15 protein-coding genes are annotated in these 12,475 nt (G+C 71.7%); 6 read left to right on the top strand and 9 right to left on the bottom strand.

What is annotated here, in order from left to right; genetic code table 11:
• Positions 1–81: 81 nt before the first annotated feature.
• Entirely contained in the window at positions 82–954 is an 873-nt protein-coding gene (locus ACHBTE_RS06395) for a L,D-transpeptidase family protein (RefSeq protein ID WP_394722425.1), read from the top strand.
• 321 nt (positions 955–1,275) lie between these two features.
• On the opposite strand, the gene ACHBTE_RS06390 is transcribed toward ACHBTE_RS06395, so the two are convergent.
• The 5 genes from ACHBTE_RS06390 to ACHBTE_RS06370 all read right to left on the bottom strand — a co-directional run bounded on the left by ACHBTE_RS06390 (position 1,276) and on the right by ACHBTE_RS06370 (position 5,245).
• Positions 1,276–2,487, bottom strand: a complete 1,212-nt coding sequence (locus ACHBTE_RS06390) for a hypothetical protein (protein ID WP_394722424.1) — start codon at positions 2,485–2,487, stop codon at positions 1,276–1,278.
• Positions 2,487–3,149, bottom strand: a complete 663-nt coding sequence (locus tag ACHBTE_RS06385) for an RNA polymerase sigma factor (protein WP_394722423.1) — start codon at positions 3,147–3,149, stop codon at positions 2,487–2,489. Before ACHBTE_RS06385 ends, ACHBTE_RS06390 begins: the two co-directional genes overlap by 1 nt.
• A gap of 354 nt (positions 3,150–3,503) precedes the next feature.
• Positions 3,504–3,653 (bottom strand): hypothetical protein, encoded by a 150-nt coding sequence (locus ACHBTE_RS06380; protein WP_394722421.1) that lies wholly within the window; start codon positions 3,651–3,653, stop codon positions 3,504–3,506.
• A 48-nt stretch (positions 3,654–3,701) separates the two neighbouring features.
• The gene (locus ACHBTE_RS06375; protein ID WP_394722420.1) at positions 3,702–4,217 is read right to left on the bottom strand and encodes a hypothetical protein; all 516 of its coding nucleotides are present in this window, start codon (positions 4,215–4,217) and stop codon (positions 3,702–3,704) included.
• A gap of 410 nt (positions 4,218–4,627) precedes the next feature.
• Positions 4,628–5,245 carry an RNA polymerase sigma factor gene (locus ACHBTE_RS06370; RefSeq protein WP_394722418.1) on the bottom strand — a complete coding sequence of 206 codons (618 nt, stop codon included), beginning with the start codon at positions 5,243–5,245 and terminating at the stop codon, positions 4,628–4,630.
• A 275-nt stretch (positions 5,246–5,520) separates the two neighbouring features.
• On the opposite strand from ACHBTE_RS06370, the gene ACHBTE_RS06365 reads away from it, so the two are divergent.
• Entirely contained in the window at positions 5,521–6,405 is an 885-nt protein-coding gene (locus ACHBTE_RS06365) for a septum formation family protein (protein WP_394722417.1), read from the top strand.
• Between the two features lie 110 nt (positions 6,406–6,515).
• On the opposite strand, the gene ACHBTE_RS06360 is transcribed toward ACHBTE_RS06365, so the two are convergent.
• Positions 6,516–6,911, bottom strand: coding sequence for a hypothetical protein (locus ACHBTE_RS06360; protein WP_394722416.1), 396 nt, complete (start codon positions 6,909–6,911; stop codon positions 6,516–6,518).
• Positions 6,912–7,083: 172 nt separating this feature from the next.
• Here ACHBTE_RS06360 and ACHBTE_RS06355 point away from each other — a divergent pair, with 172 nt between their 5' ends.
• The gene (locus tag ACHBTE_RS06355; RefSeq protein ID WP_394722415.1) at positions 7,084–7,572 is read left to right on the top strand and encodes a DUF1877 family protein; all 489 of its coding nucleotides are present in this window, start codon (positions 7,084–7,086) and stop codon (positions 7,570–7,572) included.
• Positions 7,573–7,607: 35 nt separating this feature from the next.
• On the opposite strand, the gene ACHBTE_RS06350 is transcribed toward ACHBTE_RS06355, so the two are convergent.
• The 3 genes from ACHBTE_RS06350 to ACHBTE_RS06340 all read right to left on the bottom strand — a co-directional run bounded on the left by ACHBTE_RS06350 (position 7,608) and on the right by ACHBTE_RS06340 (position 10,637).
• Positions 7,608–8,219, bottom strand: a complete 612-nt coding sequence (locus tag ACHBTE_RS06350; protein ID WP_394722414.1) for a hypothetical protein — start codon at positions 8,217–8,219, stop codon at positions 7,608–7,610.
• A 117-nt stretch (positions 8,220–8,336) separates the two neighbouring features.
• Complete coding sequence (locus ACHBTE_RS06345; protein ID WP_394722413.1) at positions 8,337–8,885, bottom strand: hypothetical protein; 549 nt, start codon at positions 8,883–8,885, stop codon at positions 8,337–8,339.
• Between the two features lie 87 nt (positions 8,886–8,972).
• A complete protein-coding gene (locus tag ACHBTE_RS06340; RefSeq protein ID WP_394722412.1) occupies positions 8,973–10,637 on the bottom strand; it encodes a glycoside hydrolase family 20 protein in 1,665 nt (554 codons plus the stop codon).
• A gap of 155 nt (positions 10,638–10,792) precedes the next feature.
• Here ACHBTE_RS06340 and ACHBTE_RS06335 point away from each other — a divergent pair, with 155 nt between their 5' ends.
• The 3 genes from ACHBTE_RS06335 to ACHBTE_RS06325 all read left to right on the top strand — a co-directional run bounded on the left by ACHBTE_RS06335 (position 10,793) and on the right by ACHBTE_RS06325 (position 12,466).
• Entirely contained in the window at positions 10,793–11,332 is a 540-nt protein-coding gene (locus ACHBTE_RS06335; RefSeq protein ID WP_394722411.1) for a 2-oxo-4-hydroxy-4-carboxy-5-ureidoimidazoline decarboxylase, read from the top strand.
• Between the two features lie 265 nt (positions 11,333–11,597).
• Positions 11,598–11,978, top strand: a complete 381-nt coding sequence (gene sdhC, locus ACHBTE_RS06330) for a succinate dehydrogenase, cytochrome b556 subunit (RefSeq protein WP_394722410.1) — start codon at positions 11,598–11,600, stop codon at positions 11,976–11,978.
• Positions 11,979–11,983: 5 nt separating this feature from the next.
• Complete coding sequence (locus ACHBTE_RS06325; RefSeq protein ID WP_394722409.1) at positions 11,984–12,466, top strand: succinate dehydrogenase hydrophobic membrane anchor subunit; 483 nt, start codon at positions 11,984–11,986, stop codon at positions 12,464–12,466.
• Positions 12,467–12,475 lie beyond the last annotated feature (9 nt).

Below are 12,475 nucleotides of genomic sequence, written 5' to 3'. Positions count from 1 at the left end.
GTTCGCGACCGGTCACCCGCGGGGAACATCTCAGGTGACATCAGGGCGGCCCAGGGCCGCGATGAGACGCCGGGGGTCGGGATGCGTACCAGGGGCATGGGCATGGGCGGCGTGCGGGGCGCGGGTGTGCGGAGGGCCACCGCCGTGCTCGCCTCGGGTGCCGTGCTCTCGGTGCTGTGCGGCTGCACCGTGCAGGCCCCGGGCGAGGAGCGGCGCTCACCTGTGCGGATAGAGCTGCCGAGCGGCGGCCCTTCCCCCAAGTCCGGCGCGCCCGACGACGACAAACCGGGCAGAGCCTCTACGCCTGGGACGCCTGCGACTCCCGCCGTGCTCTGGCAGCGGGGCGACGAGGGCCGTGACATACGCGAGCTCCAGGCCCGGCTGCGGCAGATCGCCTGGCTCTTCGACGGTCCGACCGGGACCTACGACGATCTGACCGAGCGGGCGGTCAGAGGCTTTCAGGGCAAGCGCGGCCTGCCCAGGACCGGGAGGACGGACGAGGTCACCTGGCAGCGGCTGCTGAGGATGACGCGTGAGCCCGGCAAGTGGGACCTGTATCTGATGGGCGGCCAGCCGGCCGACGCGCCGGACGCGCGGTGCCTGAGCGGCCGGGTGGTGTGTATCAGCAAGTCGAGCCGGACGCTGCGCTGGATGGCTGACGGGCGGACGCTGCTGACGGTGCCGGTGCGGTTCGGCTCGCAGTACACACCGACGCGCGAGGGTGTGTTCCGCGTCTACTGGAAGTCTCGGCACCATGTGTCGACGCTCTATGACTCGCCGATGCCGTACGCGATGTTCTTCAGCGGCGGCCAGGCGGTGCACCACTCGTCCGACTTCGCGGCGACGGGCTACGCCGGTGCCTCGCACGGCTGCGTCAACGTGGCGGACGAACGTGCGATCAAGGAGATGTTCGCGCAGGTGAGGACCGGCGACAAGGTCGTCGTCCACTGGTAAGGCACCGAAGGCGGAGTGTGGGGCGCGGGCGGGACCGGGGGAACGTGTCCCGCCCGCGCCGATGCACGAGCCGCAGGTACGGGGGGAACCCCGGCTCTGTGCGACGGCCGATGACCAGTCGGCTCACTCAGTTCAGCGCCACCGGGGCCGAAAGTGTCACTCCCGGTTCGAGGAAAATTCCAGCACAGGTAGAAGTGCAGGTCACAGGGGTGCTGCGCGCCCAGGCCGCCTCGGCGGGCTCGGGGTGGCCGGACGGGGTCGGCCGGGGCCGGCCGTGGTCGGCCGTGGTCGGCCGTGGTCGGCCGTGGTCGGCCGTGGCGCTCAGAGCGTGCGGTACGCCGGGCGCGGTGACGCGGGCGTGAGCGGGGCCAGGCGGTCGGACAGAAGGGCGGTCACGATCGCCGGGGTCTGCGCGGCGCCGAACGTGCGGCGGTCGTGGCCCCGGTGGCCGTGCGCGCCGTGGCCGTTGCCTTGGTGGTCGTTGCCGCGGTGCCCGCGGCTTCCGTGACCCTTGCCGTCGCGTCCGTCGTGGTCGCGTCCGTTGCCGCCGTGGCCGCGGCCGGAGTCGCCGTCACCCCTGCCGTCGCCGTGCGAGCCGCCCCAGTGGTTCCCGTCGTGGCCGTGGTCGCCACGGTCGCCGGACTCGTCCTCGTCCTCGCCCCGGCCAGTGTCCCGGCCCTTGTCCCGGTCACGGTCCCGGCCGCCCTTGTCCCACTTGGCCTCGGCGCCCTCGGCGACGAACTTGAGGACCTTCTTGCAGTACTTGCGCACGCGTTGGGAGCCGCCTGCCGCGCTCTCCAGGTCGCGGCGGCGGTCCAGGGACAGCTGCTTGCCCTCCCGGATGTCACGGCAGGACGAGGCGAGGTCCTTCCACCAGCCGCCGGACGACTCGTCCTGCTCCTCGCCGGCGGACTCGCGGTCCCCGGAGGGGTCACCGGGCCCCGCATCCCGGGCGCCGCCGGAGCCGGTGGGGTCAGGTGAGGTGGCGCCGGCCGTGCCCCGGTCCCGTGCGGTGTTCTCCGGCGAGGGCGAGACGAGCGGCCGTTCCTCCGGCACCGGTGCCGAGACCGTGGCGGCCGGAGGGACCGACGGCTCCTCCTCGTCGAACGGCGTCCGCAGCGCTCCGGTTCCGGCCGCGACCGCCACCCCGCCGACCATGCCGACGGCCAGCGCGGCGGCGAGGGCGAGCCGCAGGGGACGGCCCCAGCGGGGGCGCGGCTCGGCCGGGGCGGGCACCCCGAGCCGGACGAGCCCTGCGTCGCCGTCGGGCGAGGCGCCGGAGCCGGGGCGGTGACCGACGGGCATGGCAACGTCGTCACGGTCCGCTCGCGCCGCGCGGAACGCCGCCAACGCGGCGGCCTCTCCGGGGAGTTCCGCGCTGCTCAGCGGGGGTTCGGCGGTCAGCGACTCAAGCGTCTTGGCGAGCCGTTCGGCCTGGTCGCGATCGGCCGCGTCGACAGCTTCCAGTGGCTCTCCGCGCAGCAAACGCTCCGCCGTTTCGCGGTCCAGCCACCTGTACTGCTCGTCGGCCATCACACATCCTTCTGCGTCCGCGAACGCATCTGCGTCACACTCGCGGACGTCACCGCGGTTCCGCGCGGTTCTCGCTGGGGAGGCAGGGCGTCGAGCACCCCGGTCGATTCCGGATCGTCGCCGAGCAGCTCGGCGAGCCGCTTCAGACCCCGGTGCGCGGCGGTCCGTACGGCGCCCGGCCGCTTGCCGAGCGTCTCCGCGGCCGTCTTGGCGTCGAGCCCCACGACCACGCGCAGGACGACGGCTTCGGCCTGGTCCTGGGGCAGCCGGGCGATGAGGGACAGGGTGCCGTCGGTGGCCAGGGCCTCCATGGCCTCGCCGGCGGTGTCGGACTCCGCTGCCTTCCCGGTCAGTTCCGTCTCGTCGCCGCCGATCGCGGGGCGGCGACCCCGCATGCGTATGTGGTCGAGCGCGCGGTTGCGGGCTATCCGGGCGGCCCAGCCGCGGAAGCGGTCCGCGTCCCCGCTGAAGCGCTCGAGGTCACGGGCTATCTGGAGCCACGCCTCCGACGCCACGTCCTCGGCGTCGGGATCACCGACCAGCGTCCGTACGTACCCGAGCAGCCGCGGGTGCACGGAGCGGTACACAGTCCGGAACGCGGTCTCGTCCCCGTCCTGTGCCGCAAGCACCGCGGCGGTCAACTCCGCGTCGTCCCCCAGCACTGGATACCTCAAATTGATGGTCGCGGTATGAAGACCGCAGGTCGTTGCGGTGGTACTTACACCCTCCGCGTCCGGCGCGAAAGGCACGTTACGGCCTGAAAGCGCTGCTCGTCCATGTCAGTACAACATGCAACTACCCGGGAAACGGGGAATGTGTCGCTCTGGGTGTGACAGAAAACGCAGTCATGGCGCTGTAGAAGATACGGGCCGCCGCGCGGCCCGTGCCGCGCGACGGCCGGGGCCTCTCCTGTGGGGGGTGGCGGCCCCGGCCGTTGCCTCGGCCCAGGAGTCACGCCGTCGACCGCGTCGACCGAGGTACCGGACACGGTCCCGGACGCTGACCGGCGAACCGACTCAGCCCTTGTCGTCGCCCTTGCCGTCGCGGCTGTTCTTCCGGCTTTTCCCGGCGCCGTCCTCGACGGTCCGACCCGTCCCGGTCTTCGTGGCGGCGAGTTGCTCGGCGCAGTACGCCGCCACCCTTTCGGCGCCGCCCGCCGCGGCCACGAACCGTTGCCAGGCACTCGACTTCAGCGCGTTGCCACGGTCCTTGACCTAGTCGTAGGCGCGGCACTTGGCCTCGGTGTCCTGAGCGGTGGAGGGACGCGCCGGCGTCCCGACGGCCGGGTGGGACGGCGCGGCGGAGTGACCGGCGGCCGACCGAGCGGGCGGAACGGCCGACGGGGTGGTCCTGCCCTTGCCGTCGGCGGAGTGGTCCGGCGCGCCGGGCGAACCGATCGCGGCGAAGGCGACGCCGCCCAGCGCGAGGCTCGCGGCGAACAGGGAGAGCAGCGTCTTCACCCAGCGCACGAGGCGCCGTTGCTCACGGGACCGCCAGTCGTCCCGGCGCCGGGTGCGGACCCTGCGCGCCCTCGCCGCCCGGGCGGCCCGGAACGCGGCCACGGCACGCTGCTCCCCCTCGGCGTCGGGGCGGTGCCCGCGCAGCACGGCGGCGGAGAGCAGCGCCTCCAACTCGGCGTCGTCGAGCACCATCGCGGGGCCGACCCCATGGCGCGACCCACGGCCGGACCCATGGCCAAAACCGTCGCCGGAGCCATGGCCGGAGGTCATGCCGTCAGGGTGCACACGCCGACGGCCGGTGGACCCACCGCCGCTCTGCTGCTCACCCATGTCCGCTTTCCGTTTCTGTCCGACCTGCTCGATGACCCTGGGGCGCGCCGCGACCCTCGGACGCCGCCCCGCCCCACTGCCGGTGAAGCCCGCGCGGCCCGCGATGGCCTCACGACCCACGACGCCCAGCACGGCCCGCGAAGCCCGCACGACCCGCAACGCCCACGTGCCCTGTGCAGCCCACGTGCCCTGTGCAGCCCACGCGTCCTGTGCGGCCCACGTGGCTGCTGGGGCTCACGAGCCTTCAGAGCCTGTACGTCGCCGAAGACCCGTTCGACTCAGCACGCACCCCGACCGGTTTCACCGAAGCGCCGCCGCGCCGCCCCGGCCGCCGCCGTCACACTCACTGTTCATTTCGATTCCCCCAGCGTCCGGGGGCCGTCATCCGTCACACCTTCGGCGCCCAGCTGCTCGGCCAGCCGCTTCAGACCCCGGTACGCGGCCGTCCGCACCGCGCCCGGGCGCTTGCCGAGGACGCGTGCCGCCGAGGGGGCGTCGAGGCCGACGACGACCCTCAGCAGCACGGCCTCGGCCTGGTCCCGCGGCAGTCCGCGGACGAGCTCCAGGGCGTACTCCGTGGAGATCGACTCCAGTGCCTGTTCGTGCGTGCTGTGCGGGCCGGGCAGGTCCAGCACGTCCTGTTCCAGCGCGGATCCGCGGGGCCGTACCCGCTGCCGGCGCAGATGGTCCAGCGCGCGATGGCGGGCGATGGTCGCGCTCCAGCCCCGGAACCCGGCCGCGTCACCCTGGAACCGGCCGAGGTCCCGGGCGATCTCCAGCCAGGCGTCGGACGCCACGTCCTCGGCGTCGTCCCCGACCAGACCGCGCAGGTACCCGAGCAGTCCCGGCTGCACCAGCCGGTACGCGACCGCGAAGGCGGCCTCGTCACCTTCCTGGGCCCGCGCGACGGCCGCGCCCAGTTCCCCGTCGTGGGCGTGCGCCCGACGGGGCTCCCCTCCTCGACCCAAGAACTGTCCTCGTCCGTACCGGTTCGTGGCGAATACGCACCCCGGGGTGCAGCCACCCTTGCGCACGTTCCTCCACGGTCAACAGCGCCCGGCCTCGCGGAAGTGTCACAGGGCGCGTGTCGCCCGGACCCGGTCGCCGGCACGCCTACAACCATCGCCGCGCATCGGGAGTCAGAGACGCCGTGACGCAAAGAGGGCCCGTGTCCGCGCCGTCACGCGATGGCATACGATGCGGCGCGATCCGCATAAAGTTCCCATAAGAGGATGTACACGTCATGGCTATCCGTGCCCCTTATCGTTCACTTCGTGGCATATCCGCCGCCGTCGCGCTGCTCGCGATCGGCGCGGCGGGATGCTCGGACGTCTCGGATGCCGTGGACAGCGCCAAGGACGGCGCGAAGAAGGTGGCCCGCCAGCGCTCGGTGTTCACGCTGCACGTCGGGGACTGCTACAACCCGAACACCAAGGGCGAGGGCGAGGAGACGCTCGTCGAGATCGTGCCCTGCGACGAGGCGCACACCGGTCAGGTCGTGGCCGACTTCCAGATCCTCGAGAAGAAGGCGTACCCGGGCGAGGACGCGGTCTCGGCGATCGCCGACAAGCGCTGCCCGGCCGAGGCGAACAAGTTCGCCCCGGACACCTGGGCCCTGCCCAAGGGGGTCGCCGTCTTCTACTACACGCCGACCACGCAGAGTTGGGCGACGGGCGACCGCGCGGTGAGCTGCACGTACACCAAGGAGTCGGGCACGTTCACCGGCTCGCTGGAGGCCAAGTCCCTGAAGCCGGAGCAGAAGACGTACCTGAACGGTTCGAACGCCGTCTACGAGGCCCTGTGGTCGAACCAGCCCGAGAAGGACGACGTCGAGGCCGACCTGCCCGGTTACAAGGCCCAGGCCAAGGCCGTCGCCGCCGCCCTCGACACGCACCTGGAGGGGCTGAACGGCATCGAGGGCACCGAGGCCGGCAAGCTGCGCACCCAGCTGAAGAAGACCGCCGCGCAGTGGAAGACGGCCTCGAACGCCGCCGACGCGGACGCGTTCTACATCGCCTACGACTCCGCGTTCACCGGCATCGACCCGCACAAGACGGTCGCCGTCCGCAAGGAGCTGGGCCTGGCCACCACCGTCCCGGCCGACGAGGCCGAGGTCTGGGCCGGCTGACGCCCGGTGAGCCGGCGGGGCCGTGTCCGACCCGGACGCGGCCCCGCTTCCTCAGCGGGGCCCGCCTCGCGCAACGGCGTCCGGACGGGCCCGTGTCCGCCGACGGCGCCCTACCGCAGGGTCCGGCCACCCGTCGCGTCCCGGCACAGCAGCCGCAGCGAGCCGTCGCCCGCGAAGCAACGGCGGGCCTCGTCGATCGGGTCCCACAGCCGTCCGTCGGGCGTACGGATCCAGTGGTCGCCGCCGGACGCCCACCACTCGGCGCCGGTCTGACCGGCGATCACCTCACCGGCGTACGCGCCGAGCCCGCGCAGCGTGGACTCCACGGCGGCGTAGGGCGTCCCTTCGTGGCGCAGGCCGTCGATCATCCGGTCGACCCGCCACAGGCTCTGGGCCGAGTAGTCGAGCCGCAGCCGCGCTCCCTCGCGCATCACCGCCACGGCGTCCGCCGCCCATCGCACCGGCTTGGTCGCAGCTGAGGGCCTGGTCTCCGCTTGAGTCGTCACACTTCTGTGAGCGCGGCCCAAGTGCGTTTCGTCACCCGGATTTCGAGGCTTTCCCGGACTGGCGCAGGACCGCCCCACCGCGCTCCCAGGACGGTCACAGGACTCTCTCAGGAACCGGGTTTACCCGGGAGTGACGCTTCGGCGCTCCCGTGCGCTCCAGTCACTGATGAGCATGTACTTCCATCTCCGCGCGGTGCCGCCCTCGGCCCTGCGCAACAGCGCGACCTGGTTCCAACGCCTGTTCGACGACGACTGGGACGCCGTGCGGGAACGGATCGGCAGACACCGCGAGGAGGTGCTCGACAAGCAGTACGGCGAGGTCGAGCTCTTCTACAGCGGCCTCCCGCCGAACCACGCCCCCGAAGGCCCCCGCACCCATGTGGTCCTCGGCGGTCGCCCGGTGTTCCACGCCGACCCGTCCCTGCCGCCCTTCCTGCTGCTCACCGCATCCCAGGTGACCGGGGTCGCCGCGTACCTCGAGGCGGCCGACTTCAACGACCTGTGGCGGCACGCACGCGCCGAGCTGCTGCGGCCGTACCGCGTGTCGGACGCGGAGCCGCAGGTGCGCGGCCTCTACGCGGCGACGCACCGCGATCTGACCGCCTTCTACACGCGGTCGGCCGACCACGGCGACGCGGTGGTCAAGTGGCTGGTGGCCTGACCGTGTGCGACGGTCCTCGCCTCGCGTGGTCGGCGTCAGCCCCGTCCCCGGGCCCGCCGGGACACGACCGCGCGCAGCACCCGCCGCCCCTCGGTCGACACCTCCAGCGCCCGGCGCACTCCGCCCGCGCCATGCCCGTCGAGCAGCTCCAGGACGCTGATCTGGCGGCGCAGTTCGGCGGCGACGAGGGGCGACATGCCCTCCGTACGGCCGACGACCGGCGTGCCGCCCGAGCGCACGGAGTCGAGCGCCCCGGGATGTGCTTCGGCGGAGGACATGTCGTCCTCGGCGGGGTCGAGGAGCCGGTGTATCTGAAGCGAGGCGACCGAGCAGGCGTCGGCCCAGATCCGTGCCTCGGCGGCGGACCGCACCGCCGGGGCGGCGGCCAGCATCCGCCGGGCGAGGAGCGCGGCCCCGTCCTCGACGCCCTCGTCGTCCATGACCTCGGCGACGCCCAGCTTTCCGCGTGCCTGCTCCAGCAGTTCGCCCCACTCGGCCGGGTCGCCGCCCGCGGCGAGGTTCGCCCACAGGGGCCGCAGCACCTCGTCGTCGCCGCCCAGCAGGGGCACGCACCGATCCAAACAAGCCAAGGCGCTGGCGGCCAGTCCGCGTTCGTCGGCCTGAGCGATCAGTTCCACCAGGCTCATCCACGCCTCCCTAAGCGGGTCGTCCTCGAGGGTCGGGGTCCCCGCACAAGACCCTGACGGGCGCCATCCTTAACGGAGCCCGCATCTCCCCTTACTGCGTGCAACTGCCCCGGAGTGTCACAGCGGCACCACACCGAGCCGATCAAGCAGCCGGAAGAAGAGGTTTTCGGCCAGAGCGTCCGCATCAGCGGTGAGTACGTCGATCAGCGACTCGGCGTTCACCCGGTGGCCCGCCTCGGCCGCCCAGGCGACGGCCCGCGCGGCGGCGTCGTCCGGTTCGAGGAAGTAGTCCTCGAGCGTGAGCCCCTCGTCGCCACCGGCACCCCCGCCCTCCGCGCTCCCCTGCTCCGTGCCGCTGCCGGCACCGAGGTACCCGGCCATGGCGGACCTCGCCAGACAGGTCGTCCACGCCCCGCTCTCGGGCGCCGCCGCCTCCACCACCACCGAGGCGCTGTCCATGACGTATCCGAAGAGCGCGGGGGCCCCGGTCTCGCGGGCCAGCGCATTCATGTTGCCGATCCCGCCGTCCCCGCTCGGGTACTCCCAGACCTGCCAGCCGCCCGGTGCCCGCTCGCGCAGGGTCATGCCCTCGGCGCCGGACAGTGCCTCCAGCTCCGCGAGCGGCCGCTCGTCCCGGCCCACGACGAAATACCCCCAATATCCCATTTCCGGATCCCCCTGGCTGTTCGGTTCGACTCGGGCCGAATACACCACAGTCGCACGGAGGTTCGCAGCCGTATGGGCAATCCTGGGTCAGCCGAGCCGGTCCGCGAGCGTCCTGAACTGCGCCCAGGACAACTGCGGCTCCCTGTCGTCCCACAGCTTCTGCACGGTGGCCCGCAACGGCATCCGGATCCCGGCCGCGACCTGGGCCTGTGTCTGCGAGTTCGCGAGATCGCACCAGACCGCGAAGGAGCCGCCGAGGATCTGGTCGTCGTACGTCGCCGGCACCGCCGTGGTCCCCCGGACGACCCGCGGCGTCCACTGCTCGTAGATCCGCTCGCCGGTCGGGTAGACGAAGGTCTGCGGCTCGCCGAGCACGTGATAGAGGAACTCGTCGTTGTAGTTGATCAGGTCGCGGCCGGTGCGCAGATACTCCACCGGCAGCCGGGCGCCGATCTCCTTGCCGGTCCAGTACGCCACCTGGATGTCCTTGTCGGGCTGGACGGAGGTGTCCCGGAAGAACCCGTCGTTCCAGGCCCGCGGCGTGCGGTCGTGGGCTCGGACGGTGGCGGCGCGGTCGTTGAGCCACTCGGTGGTCAGATCGGCGACGGTACCCCCGGCGCCGAAGGCCTCGCGCGCGGCGGCGGCGAGCTGCGGGTAGGCCGCCTGCGGGTCGGACACGGTCAGCGCCTGGTACTCGTCGGCGCCGAGATGCCACTGGTCGCCGGGGAAAAGACCGGCGTACTCGTCGAGCAGATCGTCGACGATCTTCGCGGACTCGGGGTTGGAGATGTCGATCGCCCCGCGCGTGGCGACACCGGAGACGTTGCGCAGCTGGAGCTCGGGGTGCGCGGCGATGACCGCACCGAGGTGCCCGGGCGAGTCGATCTCGGGGACGACGGTGATGTGCCGGGCCGCCGCCAGGTCGACGATCTTCTTGACCTGTGCCTTGGTGAGGTGCTGGCGCGACACGATCTCCGGGTGCGATTCGGATTCGATACGGAAGCCCTGGTCGTCGGAGAAGTGCAGCCCGAGCTGGTTGAACTTCAGATCGCCGAGCTCCCGGACCCGGTCCTCGATCCAGTCCGCGGTGAAGTGCTTGCGGGCGATGTCCAGCATGAACCCGCGCACCGGCTTGGCGGGCGCGTCGCGCACGACACCCTCCGGGGCCGACCCGCCGCCCTGCACCTCCTGCTTCAGCGTCCGGGTCCCGTAGAAGACACCCGCCTCCCCGGCCCCGCTGATGTTCACCCGCCCCTCGCGCACGGTCATGGTGTACGACTCCGGGTTCGCGCCCTTGTCGCCGCCGAGCGCCAGCCGTACGTCCCCGGCCCGCGTGTCGTCCTTCTCGCCGGCGTACGTCAGCCCCAGCTCCGAGGCGAGCAGCCGCCCCTCGTCGGCCAGACCGGCGTCGCCGACCACGACGCGCTCACCGCGCGCGGGACGCCAGCCGGGTCCGCGCTCGGCGGTGTGGGAGTCGACGGCGGGGATGGTCTGCGGCGCCTTCGACAGCGGGTACGACCGGGTGGGTGAAGGTGTGGGGGCGCCCGGCCGCTTCGGCGCGGTGCCAGAGGCGTCCTCGGACGTGCCGGCCGCGGACCCCTGCTCCGTCGCGGCCGACCCTCCGTCGTCACCGGTCGCCAGCAGCCCGAGGCTCACTCCGGCCCCGACCGTCACGACGATCACCGCGACGATCAGCACCCACGTCTGCTTCAGCGCCGTCTTCGCCGTCGCCCGGCGCCTGTGCTGGCTCACGGCGCCAACCTAGGGCCTGTGAGCTTGATCGGGCGTCCACCACACGTTCCGAAACTCTCCCGTTCGACTGAAATTCGGGCATCGGTCGGACACGTCACGTCCACACTCGATAGCGTGGCGCCACTCCGCTTCCAAAATCCCCTGCCGAAACCCACGTGACGCCCACACACCTTCCTGGCCGAGTGGCCATACCGCCACTTCCCGAGCAGTCCCGTACTCCACCGTCCCCCACCGCGCTGGAGTCCTTCAACCTGGCGCCGGCCGACGAGGTCGAGCAGACCCTCCTCAGCTGTCTGCGCAGCGTCCGCTGGGCCGCGCGCCTCACGGACCATCGCCCCTATCCGGACCTGGACGCCCTGCTGGCCGCCTCGGACGAGGCCGCCTACGACTTGGCGCCGTCGGATCTGGCGGGGGCGCTGGCAGGAGAAACGTTGCCGGTACTGCCGGAGGACACCTACGGAGCCGCGCACACCGCACTCAATGCCGCCAATGCCGCATACGAGGCCAAATTCGGGCATGCATTCATCATCTGCCTGGACGGCCTGCCGCCGGAAGAGGCTCTGGACCACGTCCTTCAGGCGATCCGGTCTCGATTGGCGAACGATCCGGACGACGAACGCGTGGTCACCGCCGAGGAACTCCGGCGTCTGGCCAAGGGCCGGCTGCTACGCGCACTGAGCGGCGCGGGATCGTGACGAGGTGCGGCTGCCGCCGCCGTACGGGCGCGACCAGCCCCTATGACGTCACAGACGGCGTCACGAACGGCGCAGAACAGCGCTCACCATCCCATTAGCCGCCAATCACCCATCCGCGTGCCAGTTTGATCACACCACCAGCCCCCCGCTCAGCCGAGCGGCGGCGCATGGCTACGATGCTGGGGGCCGGTGGACCGTACCCGGCCGGGCCCCACCGACAGCACAAGCCGGCGCGGCCCCAATCCCCGCTCCCGGAGGAACTTCCGTGCCGGCTGGAACGCTGTACCGCGGCCGGGAAGGAATGTGGTCCTGGGTGGCTCATCGAGTCACCGGCGTCCTCATTTTCTTCTTCCTGTTCGTTCACGTGCTGGACACCGCTCTCGTCCGTGTCTCTCCCGAGGACTACGACAAGGTCGTAGCCACGTACAAGACGCCGATCGTCGCGCTGCTGGAGTACGGCCTCGTCGCCGCCATCCTCTTCCACGCGCTCAACGGCCTGCGTGTCATCGCCGTCGATTTCTGGTCCAAGGGCCCGCGCTACCAGAAGCACATGCTCTGGTCCGTCGTGATCCTGTGGGGCGTGCTGATGCTCGGGGCGATCTACCCCGTCCTCGGTCACGCCGCTCGTGAAGTGTTCGGGAGCTGACGCGCATGTCCATCACTGAGAAGACCGCGTCCGGGATCGGCCCCGTCGAGGGCGGCTCGGTCCACAACGTCGACAACCCGGCGCCGCTCATCGAGGCCCCGCGCAAGCGCACCAAGAAGACCCCGAAGTCCACCCGGGGCAACTTCGAGATGGCCGCCTGGCTGTTCATGCGCCTGTCCGGCGTCGTCCTGGTCGTCCTGGTCATCGGCCACCTGCTGATCCAGCTCGTGCTGGACGGCGGCGTCTCCAAGATCGGCTTCGCCTTCGTGGCCGGCCGCTGGGCGTCCCCGTTCTGGCAGGTCTGGGACCTGCTGATGCTGTGGCTCGCGATGCTGCACGGTGCCAACGGCCTGCGCACGGTCATCAACGACTACGCGGAGCGCGCGAACACCCGGCTGTGGCTCAAGGGCCTGCTCTACACCGCCACGGTGTTCACCATCCTGCTGGGCACGCTGGTGATCTTCACCTTCGACCCGAACATCCGCTAGGCACGGGGC

It is taken from the genome of Streptomyces sp. M41 (assembly GCF_043673425.1).
In the GTDB taxonomy this organism is placed as follows: domain Bacteria; phylum Actinomycetota; class Actinomycetes; order Streptomycetales; family Streptomycetaceae; genus Streptomyces.
This window is presented reverse-complemented; position numbering and strand designations above follow the sequence as displayed.

What these genes read in the sequence shown, in the direction of transcription:
- ACHBTE_RS06395 (WP_394722425.1), top strand. Translation starts at nt 82, where the DNA reads ATGCGTACCAGGGGCATGGGCATGGGCGGCGTGCGGGGCGCGGGTGTG.
- ACHBTE_RS06390 (WP_394722424.1), bottom strand. Translation starts at nt 2,487, where the DNA reads ATGGCCGACGAGCAGTACAGGTGGCTGGACCGCGAAACGGCGGAGCGT.
- ACHBTE_RS06375 (WP_394722420.1), bottom strand. Translation starts at nt 4,217, where the DNA reads ATGACCTCCGGCCATGGCTCCGGCGACGGTTTTGGCCATGGGTCCGGC.
- ACHBTE_RS06365 (WP_394722417.1), top strand. Translation starts at nt 5,521, where the DNA reads ATGGCTATCCGTGCCCCTTATCGTTCACTTCGTGGCATATCCGCCGCC.
- ACHBTE_RS06355 (WP_394722415.1), top strand. Translation starts at nt 7,084, where the DNA reads ATGTACTTCCATCTCCGCGCGGTGCCGCCCTCGGCCCTGCGCAACAGC.
- ACHBTE_RS06350 (WP_394722414.1), bottom strand. Translation starts at nt 8,219, where the DNA reads ATGAGCCTGGTGGAACTGATCGCTCAGGCCGACGAACGCGGACTGGCC.
- ACHBTE_RS06345 (WP_394722413.1), bottom strand. Translation starts at nt 8,885, where the DNA reads ATGGGATATTGGGGGTATTTCGTCGTGGGCCGGGACGAGCGGCCGCTC.
- ACHBTE_RS06325 (WP_394722409.1), top strand. Translation starts at nt 11,984, where the DNA reads ATGTCCATCACTGAGAAGACCGCGTCCGGGATCGGCCCCGTCGAGGGC.